The organism is Granulicella sp. L56, assembly GCF_009765835.1.
Classification (GTDB): domain Bacteria; phylum Acidobacteriota; class Terriglobia; order Terriglobales; family Acidobacteriaceae; genus Edaphobacter.
Window position 1 is genome coordinate 2,531,810 of sequence record NZ_LMUS01000006.1, and the last position, 18,556, is coordinate 2,550,365.

Below are 18,556 nucleotides of genomic sequence, written 5' to 3' on the forward strand. Positions count from 1 at the left end.
AAAGCAATGAACTGATATTTGGCATTATTAGGTCCGCTTGATTGAACACGATTAAATCAGCTCTCGAAATCTTTGGCTTTTACACCGAAGTCGACGCCGGTCACTTGGGCACCTGGTACGGCCGTGATTATCACTTCGACGGATACAGGTGTTGTTAGGGTGTAGCCAGGGCCAACTTGAATGCAGACCGAGTACGCCCGCGGCAATAACTGACTGAACTGGTAGTTTCCGTCCCTGTCGGGGAACGCGAAAGGCTCGGCAGGGTCTAATTGGCCGTTGTTGTTCAAGTCCAGATAAAGGGTAATGTCACCGGAGGCACCGGAATAGGTCGGGTTCCACGTTCCGTTTCCAGCAAGATCATTGAAGACATTACCACATATCGTCCCTCCGTTGGAGCCGGGGATGACGACGGGAAAGTCATACAGCCCACCGCCCGCATCGCCTGAAACCAGATATCCGCCGGTAATATTGAAATGTGGGGCGACCGCAAAGCCAGTAGTCTCATCATATTCGACCATCATTAGATCATCCGAATGTGTCGTAATTGAGGCGCCGACGCCGGCGGCATTCAAACTGTCCGGCGTGTACATTGTTCCCAGAACGACAAGCGGCAGGGTAGGGTCAGGGCTGTCAGGGTTGTCAACATCATTCGAATCGGTGCCGGGCTCCAACACCGCAATCGTATTGCCGCCGGCGATCAGGATATTGGGCGAACGGCTGCCCGGAACAAACTGACCAGCTCCAAGCGAGAACCCTACGCAGTTGGGCACCGATGTGGTGAGGATCCCGCTTCCGGCGCGGTAGGTGACGACGTCAGTCGCGTTGCCCGCTATGCCCATAAAGACAACTGTTTGAACACCCGTGAACAAAGGCGCCAACAGCAGGTCGATTTGGGCAGAGTAAGTATTGGTGCCGAAGTCGTTCAGTGAAGTACCCGTGGCATAGAGATTGTCTGGGGTAAATAACCAGAGCTTCTGGTTGTAAGGACTGCCCGGAGGAAGGTCTGGGGAGTTCGGGTCGTTGGAATTCTCGAAGATGACCAAATCGAGTTCGCCCTCATTGGCGACGCTGCCCACTACCAGACGTGTCACGAGCCGATCGATCAAAAAGAACCGACCGGTGTGCCCGAGGGTGGCGGTAGCGTTCTCCCATGCCATTTCAAACACCGTCTGCGTGTTCTGTTGGGCGGCGTATATCTTTGCCGAAGAACCGCTGGTTGCGGGAATGACAGCAATTTCAGTCCCACAAACGTTTAGTGACTGGTGGGATGGCGGCACAACCTCGTTCGTCAATGCGCCCTGGAGAAATACATTTTGTGGGTTGTCGGCGACGATATAGAAGGTGATGGAATCGCTGCTGGCGGTGTAAGTGTAGTTCACATAGAAGCCATTTGCGTTCCCAAACGTGTTTTCGTCGAACTGGTAAACACCGCCTTCGCTATCTGAGATCGTCTGCAAACGTTCACCGGGAGCACCGTCTCCGACCCCGTAAAACGTAGTCGCGTAGGTTGTACCCGGCGTCAATCCGCTGAGCACAACTTTGGCCGTGCCGACGTAACCGGTGGAGAGTATCGTGTTGAGTTCGCCACTAACGTTGTTTTCCTGGTTCAGGAAATAGTCGATCTCTGATCCAACCACCGTGTGAGGATCGATCGTCACCAACGAGTAGTTCGATCCTGACCTACCCGCCCCCTCAAACTGGACATCGTTGACCGTCATGGGCCCGGGACCCTCCCAGTTGAGCGCGTGCGTATACGTCTTGCTGGAAGTGATACCTGAACCCGCGTCACTGATCAATTCGCCGGAACCATAAGTACCGGAAACCACAAGTTGATTCGTCACGGCATATTGATGGAAGGTGGTGTTCGGATCAACGCTCATGATTGTGAAGATGATCGAGTCATTTGCGGCGGTGAAGGTCCGACTGAAAGTGACGCCTTTACCTGCGCCGAAAAGGTTCTCGTCGATGACCGTCGAGCCGCCGAGACTATCGGTGATGTACTGCGCGCGTTGAATGCCGTCCTGGAAACCGACGCCATACCAGGTCGTGACATACGTCGCACCTACCGCCAATCCGGTTAGCGTAAGTTGCTCGCCATTAACCGGAGAGTAGAAAAAGTTGGAAGCGAGAGAGTTCACCTCGCCTGTCAGATCGTTGTCGAAGCCCGTATAGGTCAACATTGCGGGCGTGGCGAGGGTATCTGAATCGAAACCGTGGAGCGACCAATTTGGTCCACTCTGGCCAGCCGCCGTAAACGTGACGTCTTCAACGGTGATTGGAGCCGCAGCGTTGAAGTTAAGTGCGTGGGTGTAGAAGTCGCCCCCGATTCCCGAATCATCATCGTCGGTGAACGTGGCCGCGGCGCTGTACTCCATATTCACTACTACTTCATTTGTCAGTGCGAACTGATTGAAGCTGTTCTTTGTTGCAGACGAGGGCGAGAACGTGAATGTAATCGAATCGCTTGTGGCCACAAAAGTCATGGTGAGTACTGTCCCGTTTCCGACACCCCCGGCGTCCTGATCGAAGATCGAGTTTCCACCATAGCTGTCGCTGACCATTTGTTGCCCTTGGCCCGCTGCGTAAAAACCGGCACTGTAAAATGTCGTCTTGTATGTCACGCCCGGCGTTAGTCCCGAGAGCGTAAGCTGCTCCTCCCAGGTTGGCGATTCCGAGTAGTAGAAGTCTGAGGTCGCTATGTTTAAATTGCCGGTCAGATTGTTCTTAAAATTACAGGAAGTTTGCATCGGCGACTGAGCGCCCGTCGACGAATCATACGCAACGAGTTGCCAGTTTGAGCCGGACGAGCCGGCCGGAGTGAAGTCCACACCGTTGATCGCGAGTGGCGCCGTACTCGCAAAATTGAGCGCATGCGTGTACGTCTTGCCCGAGACGATACTGGAATCCACATCGCCGCTCAGGTTGCCGGATACGTAAGGTGCGATGGTGACAAGTTCGTTGGTCAGCGCGATCAGGTAAAAGCTGCTGCTGGCAACCTGAGCAAAAAAAGTGAAAACGATCGAGTCGCTGGTCGCGACGAACGTGCGCGAGAACATATAGCCACTTCGGTTTCCACCGATGTTCGCATCGAACGTTAGCGATCCGCCTATGCTATCGACAACTATCTGACCGAGGGGCAGCCCAAGCGCGTCCGCAACGGTATAGAAGGTGGTTGAGTAGGTCATGCCAGGAGTCAGGCCGATGAGCGTGAGTTGCTCCGTTCCATTGACGCTGACAGGGCTCTGATAGGCCGTCTCTGCGATGGTGGCAAAATTTCCAATGAGACCACCAGAAGGGCCGAAGGCCGGAGCCATATCTCCCGTTACGCCACTGCGGGGATCTACGGCTTGAAGAGAGTAAAAGTCCCCGGTCGGCAGTGCGGCCTGGAACGTCACGCCATTTACATCGATGTCCTCGTTGTTGTTACCGAAATTGAGTGTGTGCGTATAAGTCTTAGCGGAAATGATGCCCGAATTGAGATCGCCAGCAAAAACTCGCCCTGGCGTGTACGCGCCATTTGGCGAATTGTTGAACATTGCGGCAAGCAGTCCCGTAAATGGCTGGAACTCGCCGAGACCGATATTGATGAAAACGTCGATGCCTGATTGACCGGAGGTGACGATATCGATGCGCCCGTTCCCGGTGAGATCTTCCAGATATACCTCAGGGCGGAGATATGCCGCCGGGCTGCTGACACTATATCGGTCGAATACCGATGTACCGTCGGGTTGGAACCGCTGTACGAACAGCGCCGATGACGTGCGGACGACGAGGTTTTCCTGCCCAGTGGCCTGTAGGTCGGCTGACTTGATAGTGGCACTGTACTCATTGTCAGTCCCGTCCGTAAAGCCGATGGTCTCGATTACTTGCCCGTCTGAGAATGCGACGCCTGTTACGATTCCGTCAGAGCCATTCGCATTTGTCGACACCCCTGGTGGGGGGTTTTGGGCCGTCCATGTGCCGGGTGGTAAGGTCACCTGAATGTAGGCTCCCGTTGGGACGTTCTCGAATGAATAGCTGCCAACCGGATGACCGTTGCTGCCATCACTGGTGACAGTGGTTTGGGTCGCATTGCTCGGCTCGATTAGGCGCACGGTCATGCCCGACAAACCTGTTTCGCCGGGGTCGTGGATTCCATTGGAATTGGCATCGTTGTAGACGATTCCGCTCGTAACATTAGACGTGGGCGGGGTGACGCCGGTAATGCCGATGTCGAACCCGCTGAACAAACCTCCGTACACTGTTAGATCGTCGCTGATGGCGATCATGCCGTCAGCGTTCACCTGCACCGTGCCTATTGCCACAGGCACAGTGTAGTCAGCCGACATCTCCGCGGAGTAAGTGGCAAATGTCGCGGGCGTGCCAACACCGGCGGCGCTGATAGCGACGATGCGACCGCTCAAGGAAGCAGGGCCCGACGATACCCGCATCTGGCCGCCGGTCACAAGAGCAGCGGTAATGTACGACGTTGAACCATTAGTCGCCTGGGTATTCCAGAGCAGTACCTGTTCGTCGCCCTTAACGCGAATCGACGACAATGATGTCTGTGGCGTACCGTCGGCGGCGATAGCCAGATCGTTGCCGACGTAAGGCACGAGATCGGTCGAGCCGTCATCCTGCGAAAGCAACACGTTGAGATAATACTGCTGGGAGGCGGTGTCGGCTGTGAGGACTGCGATGTCCTCATGACCATTACCGTCGAAATCGCCGGCGATCATGTCAACAAAGATGCGGCCACCAATGGCGTATGTCGTGATGTCGTTGGTCGCGTGGTTTAATTCTGCCAACGCGAGTACGCCGTTGGCGTTGAGATAGACAACAGCCAAATCCTGGGACTGAAAGTGATCGCTTCCGGCCTTATTGAAACCGACCATTTTGACAGGCGTACCCTGGGTCAGCTTGAAGGTCTGTGCGCCAGGCGAAAATGCGGCGCCGCCATATCCGCCTCCGATTTTGGATGGATCGAAGGTCCATAGCGTAACTTGTCCAGTGTTGTCGATCGAGGCGACGGTGGAATAGTCCGGTTGGGAGGGGTTATATGAGAGCGCATACAATGCATTGAGCGGCCCTCCGCTACAAGGGAACAGCATGGGACCCTCGTTGGTCGACGGCGTGACTGCGAGTTCCGTGCCCGTGCCACCACCGTCTTCTCCGATAATGTACGTTACCGCGAGACTCGGAGCGCCGCCGCCGGACCAAACGCCGATGAACGCATCGAAACGAGAAATGACTTCATCGACAAGAAATGTATTGACGACGCCTACGGTACCGCTCGGGCTGCTCCCAATATTCCCGAAGTCAATACGCGGCGTGTCATCTACAGTTTGCGTCGCAAGTACCGCGAGCCACACCGAGTAGCTGTTGGTCGCCGGGTTCCAATGGGAGGCGAGACCGTTCTGCGCGTAAGGCCCGCTGTTGTTCGTACCGTTTTGCAGGAGGAGCGTCGTGGCGGCGTCGGCTGTAAACAACGTTGACGTTGCCGTAGTAAACGTACCACCAGATGGCAGATTAACGCTGACGTTGTACGTCCCACGCTCGTAGGTAGTCGCCTGCCACGTACCGGTTGCATCTGTCGTCGCTGCAGTGGTTGCTCCGCTCGGTGCCACTACACTGACAGCTACATTCGGCAAACCTTTTTCGCCAGGATCGCGCACGCCGTCGTTGTCCGTGTCAGCGTAGACGATTCCGCTGAGCGTGACCGGGGAGGCAATCATGAAGTTGTAGTAGGTCAGCGTTGCCTGCTCGATGCCGTCATTGGTAAAAGTGATGCCAGCCGCAGGAACACTCGGCGACGAGGTGACCTTCCAACCGGCTGGTGGAATGACCTTCACCCAGGTGGTGTAGGTTGTGGTCGGCGCGTCGGTGGCGGCCCATTCGTGGACGAAGAGGAAGTTTCCGTCCGGACCAGTGACGACAAAGTCCTCTCCGGGATCGAGCACATTGTTGTTGTTGTCGTCGAGGTAGACTGTGGCGCCCGCCAGGCCCGTGTCCATCGAGTTGAGTTGACCGTTGTCCAACAGGTCGCTGTAGACCCGCCCGGCGATCGCGGCGAGCACTTTGAACTGATAGATCATCCGCAACAACTGGTTATTGCCGACAAAGGTGTTGTACTGAACGAGCTCACCGAAGTTTGACACTTCCTGTCCAGACGCAGGAGCCGCAGCGAACACAGTGCGCGCCGGGGGCATCAAGAACCGGTACGGCTGGTTCACATCCACATGCGGCCAGACGACGCCACTGCTGTTCGTGCCATAGATTGTCGGCACGTCTTGATCAACATACGCACTACCCTGCCCTGCACTGGCTTCGTTGAGCGGTGCACCTGCGGCAACATTGGAGAAAGTGAATGTCTCACCGCTGACCGTGAGGATGTAATAAGGCATGGTGTTCTGAACACCCACTGGCGATGACAGCCCGCTGAACATGAACATATCGCCAGCGTTGATGTCGGTGGCGTCGGTGACCGACACAACTCCCGCAGCGATCGAAGTGACATCGGCCAACTTTACAGGCGTTACCTGAAGCAGAAGGTCTTCAAGCTCGGTCGATGAAACTGTGGTTCCACCGGTGTAAGACACCTGAATCTGCGCCGCGGCTACTGGTGTCACCTGGCTGGTGGTGTAATCGGATTTTGACGCAGCGTGTCCCGCGTCCTTGATCACCGCGTAGACATTCAGCGGCTTGGCTGGCTCTAGATCGCCGATGTCCCATGCCGCCGTGACAGCTATCCACCCATCACCGTCTGGAACGGAGACTGTCAGGTCACTGCCGCTGATCGTTGAGATGTAGGTCCCGTTGTAACCGGAGGTGTTGTAGTCGTAGTACAAGCTGACGTCTGTTGTATCCGGATCGAGTCCGCGCCACTGGAAGCTGATGGTGGCGTTGTCTGCCGTCACGGGGTCACTCCCCGGCGTGCTGGCAGTCGTCGCGGGCTGCGTGACTGTGACGTCCTGAAGCTCCGGAGCGGCTGCGGAAAAAGAGCCCGTCCAACTTGTAGTCGGATCAATCTGTACATTGTCGGACGTAAGCACAACGTTGAGCGAGGCGCTCGGCAGTTGTATGTACAGATCGGGATCATCATACGACGCATCGGGCGCTGTGAACGACGCCGTCGGGGCAACGTGGATCAGAACGTTCCCGGGACTGGACTGTGGCGCGAGCACCATGTAGGACACCCCGCCTGCAGAATCATCCACCCAGCCGTTGGTGTCCGGTGTCGTTCCAGGACCATAGACCTGCACCGCATTGTTACTGCCGGACGCGATGAAGATGGTGTCGTTGGCGCTGTCGGGCTGTTGCCAAACGACGTTCATCAACCCGTAGGAATCGCCACCATCGCTGTCCGGCGTGTAAGCGAGGTTGTACTTGTTAGCTTTGGGGCCGGTGCCACTGGGGATATCGGCCGCGAGGCCATTGATGGTGCTTGTGCCAATCAGGTCCCATTTGTCTGCAACCAGATCCCGCTCAACCCCATACTTCCAATGCCCAAGGAACACAAACCAAGCGGCCAGGAATTTTTTGCCCCCTGAGCTGTGATCAACGAAATACATCGCATCTGCTTCGGCGACGCTGGTCCCACCGATGATCGGGATGTTTGGGGGAACCTCCAACTTGCAGGAGAACAGCCCGTAATCGAGAGTGCTAGAGAAGTATAGGATTGCCGATGCCTCGATCGCGTCGTAGAAGAACTTGCCTTGCAAATTAACGCTATAAACGCTGGTGCCCCAGTTAAAGTCGAGCGTGCCCGTGATCTGCCCTAGAGTTCCACCGGCGAGCAGCACGGTCCCGGTCACGCTGATGTCTTTGTACTTGTATTGCCCGCTTACAAGCACCTGGACCATGGAGTACTCTTTGCCTCCGACGGTTATCTTGTCGCCGAAAACAGCGCCAAAAAGGAGATCTGCGGAAATGGAGCCGGGAATACCGTCGACGTCGAATGCAACGTCCGTCAGGAATCCGTCGACGGGAGGGACAGGCAGGCCTGGATTCATATTTCGAAGCGACGCGCCGATATCGTCGATCTTCAATTTGCCGTCATCCACTTCAAAAGTTACCTGGACGCCAACGGTTAGTCCTGCCGAACTGCCCGAGAGAAGTTGTACCTGGCCCCCGGCCTGGATCGTGTAATCGGCGTTGCCATTGGCGTCGGTCGTCTTGCTGAACCCGAGGACGAAGTTTTTAAGTTGGAACAGCTGGGCGGCACTGAAAGACGGAACGGTGATGCGCCACCCATCGATCTGCCAGGTCCCAGTGGTAATGTCGACCTCAAGCCCCCCGGATGCGCCGTCGTTGCCAAACTGAATGGACGCGTTGCGGAGATCGGGCAATGCCACGCCACCGGAGAGAAGAATTTGTTCGTCTGTGTTTGTCGCTTGAATAGCCGACTGGTAGATGAATTTGAGGCTTTGGGCGGTAACGTTCAACATGCCCAAGATCTTGAATGGTCCGTTGACGTCTAACTCGTACCGCCCCGGCAGAAATTTGGCACCATTTTCAGAAAGCTCGACGCCCGTGGAAGCCGCGAGGGTGATAGCGTCAACCGTCGATTGCCAGTTGCCGTTGGCGTCAGGGGTGGAGTCACCAATCGCAACCGTAAGCGCACCACCGATGAGAAGCGACCAGTCGTCGGTTTGACTAGGATCGCGATTGTAATCGACGCTGATGTTTGCACCCATGATGTTGATGCGCTCAGAAAAACTAAGCTGGTCGCTGGGCGAGCTGGGGGCAGGCGGTTTGATTTGATCCGCCACGAACGAAACAGCGAACTCTTCAACGAAGCGTGTACCGTCTGGATTAACGAGGAGCGTCAATCCATTTGTCGCACCATGCCCGAAGTTGGCGGTACCAGTCCAGTTCCAACTGGGAACCGTAACATTAATCGATCCATTGAACGCCCATGTGTCGACACCGCCATCCGAGCTGATCATCGCTCCTGAGATTCCCGAGAGGCTGACACCGAGTTTTTCCTGGGCCTTCGCCGTGTCGGTCGCGCTGCTCCAAACGCTTAGCGATCCGGAGATATTGAACGCGCCCGCTGCTATGGTGAAGACGCCAGCTTTCGATTGGAGGACAAGCCCGTCTGAAGTATCTGAATTTCCTTTCGCCGAGAGCGTTCCGGAGACGCTCGTTCCCTGTTCTTGCAGATAGCTCATCGACAGCGAACCGGAGATTCCGATCGTATAATCCGTTGGCTGGGAAAAGTTTCCTTTCTGGTAACCACCATTAAATGAGGCAGTTATCGTTACATCACCCCCCACATCAAATCCGTATAACTTCCCGAGTGGTAATGTAACGCGGCCGCCAGGTCCAAGTGTGAGAGTGGAAGGTGGGGTATAGACGCCACCGCGCTGTGCAGCGAAGAAGAACCCCGTTCCTGTCGTTACTGTGGAATCCGAATAGAGACCGGTAACGTAATAAGTCAGAGTCTGATCGAAGTTCCCCCCTGTCACGTTGAGATCTCTGAACACAATGGCATCCCCAGGGTTCAGGAAATGCAGTTGTTTGGTCACGACGACCGTTCCCTGCTGGCCATTGGTTGTCTGCTGCTCGAATCGCAGGATCGAGATTTCTTTGACCAGCGCTGCTGCCGATGCGTCCACGTCCGTGTATCCGATCGCTCCCGTGTACCCATCGATCAACTGGAATGTTGTGTCCGAGGTTGCCAAAACGTTATCGACTAGGTAGGACGGTCCTACGTCGAGCAGCTGGGCGCTGCCATCTGCGGCGGGTGGAATGATCAGATTGACGAAGTGAACATAATCGCCGTCAGCCAAAGGTATTTGTTGATTCTGGTTGACGATGGTCAGCGTTCCCTGGGAGATGCCGTTTGTGGTGATGAGCCCGACCGACGGTGTACAGCCGAGCGACGCCGTAAGTACAGCCTCATTGTTGCCGTCATTGTTGGCGTTGATGAAAACGTAGTACCCCAGATAGTTGATCTGCAGATACTGGGCGTCGTTCGCGCTCTGATAACCCAATCCTGCGCTGACGTTGCCTCCCTTGTATTCGACTGTCTGGAGACCCGAGAATTGCAGGAGCGGGACGGGGACCGCGTCGGTAGTTTGCGTGAACAAGATGCGTGCCGGTGTAAAGCCAAGATAAACGCTCTGCGTCGAGAGCTGGTTGGGCGTCGACAATTGCATCTGCTGCCCATTTGGGATCAGCGCACCCCAGTTCTCGCTGTCGCTCGGGCTGGCAACGCTTGTCACCGTCCCACCCCCGGCTGAGGCTTTTGAGACGTCGGAATTATCGAGCGCTGCGATCGTGAACTCCGTAGGCGACTTCACGGCGGCGACCATGTAACCGGTGCCATTGTTTACGCCTCCGCTCGGGTTCACCAAACTTCCAAATTGCAGGTCCTGCCCGGAAGTGAACGCATTGGGCGCGGTCGTCGTGACCATTCCGTTGGCGAAGCTCTGAATGGTAAAGAGCTGCCCCGCATTGACGAGCGAATCGGTGTAAAAACCACCATCAAGTGGCTGAATCGTCATCCCACCGGAAACCTCGGCGGGCGTCGTTCCCACGGCGAGCTGGTTTACGACGGTGTATAGGCCAAGCGTCCATCCGACGAAATTGGTGAAGTCGATCCCGTTGTTGTTGGTGTTCAGCGTTATCGAGCCGTAGACCAGCAGCATTGGCGTGAACGTGGGTCCAACCAGCCCGATGAGCACATAAGTGGGCGAAGTCGAGGACCCAAACGAATAGGTCGCTGCTAACTGCTTCCATTGCTGTCCACCGTAAAAGCGCAATCCGTTCATGTCGACCGTGGAGCTCGGGTCGAGTGTTTCGGGGAGTTGAACCTGGAAGGTCGTGATATCGAAAAGTGAGTTGGCCATGCGTGCCTCGATTCAATGGACAGCGTTACTGGCTGCCACAGCTTTCTCTGTGATTCATCAAAATTTAATTCAATTCACGGCGTGCGTGAGTTCTTCTGGTCGTGAAATCACAGCTGGGGGGAAGTGAGGCATTTCTTGACAATCAGCTAATATGCATTTTTGACTCAGTAAAGGGTGGAACCTAAAGGAGATTTGGATATCTACCCTGCTGATTTGCGAATTCTGATTTGAATCTGGAGCCCAAGAAGAGATGGCGCGTATTCTTACATGGCAGAGTCGCCGCGCGCAAGAGTCCATCAAATTGAGCTCAATAACGCCAAAGTTCTTTCCATTCTTAGGTATAGGATCGATAATTCGGTTTTGAGAACTCCAGAAACCGCAATCGCATTACCAGCGGATGAGGCAAGGGACGGAGCAAACCATACATGCAACGTGTTAAGAGACTGCTTCGATCAGTGCGCTGGGAATCTATGAGTGAAGGAAGGCTGGCTGACCATGCAGCCACAGAGTGTAGTGAGAGGAGCATCCGATGGATCTTTGTTTGGGATCGTGCGGCGGTCACGTACGGGCCTTGGAGCAGAAGCTTAGAGCTCTTAATTTGTATTCCGGTCCGATCGATGGCATCTTCGGTGGGGGTGTCGAAAGTGGTGTTAAGCGATTTCAGAGTACATACAGTCTGCCGTGTGACGGCATAGTCGGTTCCGAAACCTGGAGTGCTCTTTTTCCGAATGTGCCGCAGCCGGAAAGCGAACTCCTTCAGCGGCCCTTGGCAGAGAGATGCCTTGCTTTGACGGGTGCCTTCGAAACCTCCGCCGGATTCCCTGATTGTTTCACTGGACTCGCTGGGGATTTTGATGGTGAAGGTATCAGTTTCGGCGTCTTACAGTGGAATATCGGCCAGGATACCCTCCAGCCGCTATTTGAGCAGATGTTGCGGGATCATCCACAAACCATGACACAAATCTTCCACGACAATCTCGCACACTTCACAAGCGCGCTTTCACTCCCTCATGATGAGCAGCTTGCCTGGTGGTCCAGCCTTCAATCTCCGGATAAGGCTGAGATCTTTGAACCCTGGAAAGGATACCTTCTCACTCTGGGCAGGACCAGCTCTTACCAACAAATTCAGATGGATCACTCTGCACAAATCTACTCCGACGCTCTTGCGCTTGCTCAAGAATTCGACCTGCATTCGGAGCGCAGTGTCGCTCTTATGTTTGATATTCTCGTACAAAACGGGGGAATCGATTCGGCGATGAAGATGTTGATTAAGGCAGATTTCGTCGCTCTGCCGCACGGTGATATTGATTTAACCGGTGAAATTGTAAAAATGCAGGCCATTGCCAATCGTGTTGCTGAAAGCAGCCGTCCAGAGTACGTTGAAGACGTTCGCACCCGCAAACTAGTCATCGCAAATGGCACTGGTTCGGTTCATGGCAGGGATTACGAGTTGTCTTCACAATACGGCATTGCGCTGGTGAGCGCCGCATGAATTATGGCTGACGGGAGTCACTTCAAATCTGTAGGTTCTGATGGCTTGGAATTGGTGGGAAAATGCTGACCGAGCAGATCGGCGGCTACACTCACAGCAAGCCCCAGAAAACTGCTGATCACGTAAATAAACAAATGATTAAGCTCTTGGCTCTTCTGAACCAGCGCGAGGCGGGTCGCTTCCAAAGGCTCTACAACTCTGTCGACGGCGGCGCTTCCAGATTCATCCTGGATATAAAAACGACGTATCGAGGCGATCTGCTCTGAAAGACTTTGTGCTTGCCGGTCGAAAGAGTCAGCACGATGATTGCAATAAAGTCCGGTGAGAAGCGCTGTTGCGAGAAATACACTTTTGATGGTATCTCGTCGCATGTTTACCCCACCCTCTGCTGTGTGTTTGGAATGTGCCTACCGATCGATTGGCGGAATGGCGTCCCGGATGCCAAGATCGCGCCTCCTGTCAGAATACTCAACAATGATTGTGCAGGCGTAATGTCCTGCCTGATTGGGAATTGTGCTGCCGTTGTCAAGATGGTAATCGACTTTCCATTCGCTGGCCGATTAGGGGAGCGAGGTAATTTATCTCTGGCCGCCAGAAGGAATGGCTTCCAATTATGCTGTGTTTCTCTGAAGCGATTCAGAAATTCTCAACCGAGATCCTGCAACCTGACGAACCTTCTGCATAGTCAGTCTTCTTTTTAGGGCGTGATGGTGAGGAAGGCTCATTTATAGCTCGGAAAATGAAGGCTGGTCATTAGCAAATGCGCTCCGGACGCCACTGCATATTCTCAAATGCCAGGAATGATCTTAGTTCGATCGAACCCCCTGGAAGGATCCAGTCCCGCCTCGATCATGGAAAGTACCATTGAAGGCATTTCCCTGAACGACGCCATCGACACGCGGCCCGTCTACGCGCCCGCGAAATGTCAGAATACCGCGGGTCTTGGTGCGAATGACGAGATGCTGATTATCGATGGTGCCTTCCAGTCCTCCTGACTGATTCGGTCCTTTGAAATGACCGGTAATCACATTCCCCTTTTGCCGGAGCTCAAGGAACTTCGAAGAGGTCGACCCATTCGGGTCGTTGCAGTATAGAGTCCACTTGCCCGCGACGCTGGCGGGCTGCTTTTGCGCCGGTGGTTGCTGGGCACTGGCGAGATTGACGGCGAATATCGCCAATGCAAAACAAAAGACGAAGATACTCAAGCCAGATTTCTTCATAGTTCCTCCGGGGCAAATGCGGTGGCACAGCAAAATTACAGGAATTCCCGAACTCTTTCATCCTAAAAAGCAACGAAGACGATGGCGGGGTAGAATTCTCATCGAGTTCCAACAGATTTGCAGATTGAATGATCCATCGAAAGGTCGTGCGCGCCTATGTCGAATTCATCAACTGGAACTCCCTTTCGCCGAACCCTCACCCGACGAACCCTCCTCCAGAATCTGGCTGGCACCGCCGCACTGGCAGCCGTGCCTATTCCCAAAATCTTTGCTCAACGGCAGTACGGTGGTTCGACTGGGCAGCAGCGAGGCGAGATGGGACGGCTCGCCGGACAATTTCGCCGCCAGTTCCGCGTCCCTGCAACCTCCATCGCTATTTCCCGTAATGGCCAGTTCGCCTATGACGAAACCGTCGGTATGGCCGACCCTCAGCACGTACTCCAGGCCCAGCAAAGCTCTCTCTTTCGCATCGCCTCGGCCACCAAGCCAATCACGTCCGTCACTATCTTTTCTCTCATCGAACAGGGCAAGCTCAACCTCACCGACAAAGTCTTCGGACCTTCCGGCATTCTCGACATCAAGTACGGCAAGCCTCCTTACAAGCCGTACATCACCGACATCACCGTCGACCACCTGCTCACCCACACCTCCGGTGGCTGGCCCAACGACAACACCGACCCCATGATGCATAACGACGGCTGGGACCACATCAAACTCATCACCGAGACCATCGCCAACGTTCCGCTCACCTACCCGCCCGGCACCCACTGGGCCTACTCCAACTTCGGCTACTGCATCCTCGGTCGCGTCATCGAGCAGGTTACCGGCCAGCCCTACGAAGGCTACGTTCAGACCAACATTCTCGCGCCCTGCGGCATCACCACCATGCAGATCGCCAAAAATAGTGAACGCGAGCGCGCTCCGAACGAGGTCGTCTACGTCGGCCAGTACTCCGAAGACCCCTATAAGCTCAACGTTACGCGGATGGACTCGCACGGCGGCTGGATCGCCTCTTCCACAGATCTGGTCCAGTTCCTCAACCACGTCGCCGGAGCGCCCGGCATTCCGGCGCTGCTCAAGCCTGCCACCATCAAAATGATGACGACGCCCGCCCCTGCCTATCCGCCGGGCGACGCCCGCTATGCCCGGGGTTGGATGGTCCGCAACAATGGCGCGGGAAACTGGTGGCACAACGGCAGTCTTCCTGGAACCACCTCCATCATGGTCCGCACCCCGACCGGCTTCTGCTGGGCCGCTCTATGTAACACCCGCAGCCAGCCCTCCGATGAAATCGACACGGCTATCGACCAGATGATGTGGAACATGGTGCGTACCGTTCCCTCTTGGAATGCCTGACGAACCGATCCTCCAAGTCTATGTTTCGACACGCGTGCTTACGGGTTCCGTTTCTGATATGAAAACACGAAGTAGACTTCGTCCGGATCACGCAGGTACTGATCTTGTTGGGATAACGTTGCTTCCATATGCGCCCGCGTTGAAGAACATCATCATCTCCGTCCTGATCATGGGCTGTATTTTAGGGCGTGCTGGCGCCGCACCCCAGACAAAGGCCAAAGAGAGCCTCCCGGTTAAAGGGTCCTCATCGAACGACATCCCAGACGGAGCTCTTGATCTCTCCGATCTGTGGCCATCGCCTCTTCAATCGGCCGTTGAAACAGACACTCTCGCTCTTGAGCCCGCGTCGAGTATCACCGGCGGCAATGGTGGCGCCAGCACGCCTTCTTTCACCGGCGATCCCAGCTTTGATGGCGACACCTTCGAGGTCAACGGCCAGGAGGACATCGTCATTCCGTACTTTCAGATGGCAGATCAGATGCGCCTGGACTTCGAGGACGGTCATCAGTTGCAAGGGCCAGCAGAACAACCCACAAAAGCGGCTATCAGGAAGCTTTCCGCACCGAAGGCAGCAGGGAAGGGTGCCCCGACAAATCTGAAATTCGCCCGATTCCACGGAATAGCCTTCTGGAATGGCGGGAACTCGATCTTCAACGCCAGCCCGTTTGTTCTGGCAGGAGATCCGATTGCAAATCCCGCGTATGACAGCAACAACTATGGATTGACCATGGGCCTCGCACCTTTTGTGCCAGGCCATACCAAACCGAGCCGACGCGATTTCATCATGGTGAGCTATGCGGGTCAATCGTCTTCCACAGTAGTGAACAACTATGGCCTGGTTCCGACGGATCTTGAACGCACCGGTAACTTTTCGCAACTCACTTCCTCGGATGGATCGTTGATTCCGATCTACCCTCCGCGGAGCATTACGCCTTACCCCAACAACACTATCAATACGGCTCTCAATCCAGCAGCAGTTGCATTACTCGGGTACCTGCCGCGACCTAATCTGACTGGCACCGGTCTGAACTATCGGCTTCTGACGACGAAGGGCAACCGCGGCAACGCGGTCGGCGCGAGTTATACCCATAACTTTGGCCCGGTCACCGCAACCGGCGAACACGAGGACGGCGGACCGACGCAACAGTTCAAGGTGACCTTCAACTTCGGAGACACGACCAGCGATATTGTTGCGCTTTTTCCCTCTCTCTCAGGCAAGCAAAGAGTGCAGGGCTACTCCCTGAACCTGGGATATACCTTTGGCAGACGCAACTGGCTTGCAACCCTGAACTTCACCTCGAATCGCAACAACGCACAGGTGCGGAATCTGTTCACGGGCGGCCAGGATGTTGCAACGAGCGTCGGCGTTTACAACGATCCATTCCACAATCCGATCAATACGGATCCCCTGAACTATGGTCTGCCAAGCTTGATCTGGAATGGCTTCAGCAGCTTCGTCGAAACGCAGCCCAACTTTCAACTCACACAAACAACCGGCATCTCAGGGGCTGCTGACTGGGTACATGGCGCTCATATCGTTCGTGTTGGAGGAAGTCTTAATAGGATGGAGTTCAATCTCTTTGGTGGAACCGATGCAACGGGAGCCATGGTATTTACAGGTGGCTACACCCAGATTCAGGGCTCATCGACCAATAATCCCGTTTCTACTACCGGATCGTCGTTCGCGGACTTTCTAATCGGACTTCCTCAGCAAACGCGGATCGAGTCGCCGTACCAGAAGGCATATACGCGGCAGACTAACTGGGCGACCTATGTCCGCGACGATTGGAAAATTCTGCCTAATCTCACGCTGCTTGCCGGACTTCGTTATGACTACTATTCGCCTTTTGTCGAGCTGCATAAGCGGCTTTCAACCCTTGACTACAACGCAGACTTCTCCGACATTGCCCCGGTCCAGCCCGGAGACGTAGGACCGATATCCGGCAGGAGCTATCCACGCAGCCTGATCCGGGCCGACCGCAATAACTTTGCACCTCACATCGGTATTGCATGGCAGGCAAAGAAGACGACGGCGATCCGCTCGGGATACAGCATCTACTACACTGTGGCGCAGTACGGAACATTCATCCAAAAACTCGCCTACCAGCCGCCCTTTGCGCATGTCGAAGTGAATGGCAACATTCCGCATGTCTTCACGTTCTTTACCCTGGATGCCCCGTTTGGCAACTCCGCCGACTTCGGCAACTACGCGATCAATCAGAACTACAAATTGCCTTATGTTCAAGTGTGGTATCTGGATGTCCAGCAGACACTACCGCTGGGACTAATCCTCGATGCCGGATATGCGGGAGCAAAGGGAACTAAACTGGATATTCTGAGAGCGCCGGGCCCCATTAATATCCTGCCTTTTGCCAGCGCGTATTTTGACTACGAAGATTCGATCGGGTTCTCGAATTTCAACTCGCTCGTTGCACGTATCCGCCGCGAGATGAGCAACGGGCTTGCTCTCTCTGCGACCTATGCTTATTCGCACTCAATCGACAATGCATCGTCGACCAATGCAGGGCTTCCGGTGGTCGCACAGAATCCGGACGATCTGAAGGCTGAGGAGAGTAACTCCAGCTTCGACATTCGCCACCAGGTCACAGGTAGCTTCCTGTATCAATTGCCATTCGGTCCGCAGAGGGCCTGGCTCAGTGAGCCAAGTTTCGCTTCGCATCTTGTCTCCGGTATTTCAGTAGCGGGATTTTTTACGCTAGCGACTGGAACTCCTCTAACTCCATATGTGGCGGCCTCCGTTGCCGAGGTCGAGCGAGGCACACATGGTTCGGTCCGTCCCGATCGCGTTCCCGGTACGTCGATTCGTACGGACGGAGGCCGTCTCGATCACTGGTTCAATACCAATGCATTCTCTCCAACGTTTGCTCCGGGCCAACTCTACGGCACGGCGTCCCGCTTCTCAATTCCGGGCCCAGGTCTGCAAAACGTCGATCTTTCAATTTCAAAGAGCGTTCTATTAGGCGAAACCAAGACCATGCTGTTACGTGCGAGCGCAAGTAACGCGCTGAATATCGTTCAGTACTCGGATGTTGACACACAGATCGGCTCTGGAACCTTTGGCTATGTTACCGGTGCGCAGCCTATGCGGCAGTTCACTTTTTTGGCGAAGTTCACCTTTTGAATGAACGGGATTATCGATCTGCAACGCCGATGAAAATATTGCGATCAGTCAAGTCTGACGAGATCGTCCAGGCTGTAGCTTCGAGAATTATTTGTAGTAGTGTTTCAGAATTATTTGTCGTATTCGGCTTTAGCCGGGGCCGATGACGAGGCAGTCGCGGACGGCTTCAACGACTGCCGTCGAGATGACATGAAGGTCATTCACGCTGAGAACTCGCTCGATCTGCATCATCGTGATCGTCTCCTTTCTCGTAGCCGACAATGCTCGGCACTCAACACAAGGAAGGGTGATCGGACAATATTTCCATCCGCGACCCTCTGTGCGAAGCTCGATTCTCTCGGCATTGGCGATGGGCTGACTTCTTCTTCCCCAGAATCCCCGCATTTTCTCCTGATCGCTCAGACCCGACTCAGTTAGGAGCGATCGGACAGCTTGAATGAATTGGCTGTGGCTGAAGACGCAGACCCGGGCCCCGGGTGGGTGTATGCGAGAAGTTGCAAAGCAGCATCTG

At 54.9% G+C, this 18,556-nt stretch carries 6 protein-coding genes; 3 read left to right on the plus strand and 3 right to left on the minus strand.

The window, feature by feature from the left end:
- Positions 1–56 precede the first annotated feature (56 nt).
- Positions 57–10,835 (minus strand): SdrD B-like domain-containing protein, encoded by a 10,779-nt coding sequence (locus tag GSQ81_RS18275; RefSeq protein ID WP_158912041.1) that lies wholly within the window; start codon positions 10,833–10,835, stop codon positions 57–59.
- A gap of 529 nt (positions 10,836–11,364) precedes the next feature.
- Between GSQ81_RS18275 and GSQ81_RS18280 the strand changes: the two genes are divergently transcribed.
- A complete protein-coding gene (locus GSQ81_RS18280) occupies positions 11,365–12,327 on the plus strand; it encodes a peptidoglycan-binding protein (protein ID WP_158912042.1) in 963 nt (320 codons plus the stop codon).
- Between the two features lie 17 nt (positions 12,328–12,344).
- Here the strand turns inward: GSQ81_RS18280 and GSQ81_RS18285 are convergent, their stop codons facing one another.
- Entirely contained in the window at positions 12,345–12,698 is a 354-nt protein-coding gene (locus tag GSQ81_RS18285; RefSeq protein ID WP_158912043.1) for a hypothetical protein, read from the minus strand.
- Between the two features lie 435 nt (positions 12,699–13,133).
- A complete protein-coding gene (locus GSQ81_RS18290) occupies positions 13,134–13,547 on the minus strand; it encodes a hypothetical protein (protein WP_158912044.1) in 414 nt (137 codons plus the stop codon).
- A gap of 156 nt (positions 13,548–13,703) precedes the next feature.
- Here GSQ81_RS18290 and GSQ81_RS18295 point away from each other — a divergent pair, with 156 nt between their 5' ends.
- Together GSQ81_RS18295 and GSQ81_RS18300 are read left to right on the plus strand one after the other, a co-directional pair.
- Positions 13,704–14,903 carry a serine hydrolase gene (locus GSQ81_RS18295; RefSeq protein ID WP_158912045.1) on the plus strand — a complete coding sequence of 400 codons (1,200 nt, stop codon included), beginning with the start codon at positions 13,704–13,706 and terminating at the stop codon, positions 14,901–14,903.
- A gap of 118 nt (positions 14,904–15,021) precedes the next feature.
- Positions 15,022–18,045, plus strand: a complete 3,024-nt coding sequence (locus GSQ81_RS18300) for a TonB-dependent receptor (protein ID WP_158912046.1) — start codon at positions 15,022–15,024, stop codon at positions 18,043–18,045.
- Positions 18,046–18,556: the final 511 nt, after the last annotated feature.

Bases quoted from the DNA above. Each gene is read 5' to 3' on its own strand.
- GSQ81_RS18275 (WP_158912041.1), bottom strand. From the start codon at position 10,835: ATGGCCAACTCACTTTTCGATATCACGACCTTCCAGGTTCAACTCCCC.
- GSQ81_RS18280 (WP_158912042.1), top strand. From the start codon at position 11,365: ATGGATCTTTGTTTGGGATCGTGCGGCGGTCACGTACGGGCCTTGGAG.
- GSQ81_RS18285 (WP_158912043.1), bottom strand. From the start codon at position 12,698: ATGCGACGAGATACCATCAAAAGTGTATTTCTCGCAACAGCGCTTCTC.
- GSQ81_RS18290 (WP_158912044.1), bottom strand. From the start codon at position 13,547: ATGAAGAAATCTGGCTTGAGTATCTTCGTCTTTTGTTTTGCATTGGCG.
- GSQ81_RS18295 (WP_158912045.1), top strand. From the start codon at position 13,704: ATGTCGAATTCATCAACTGGAACTCCCTTTCGCCGAACCCTCACCCGA.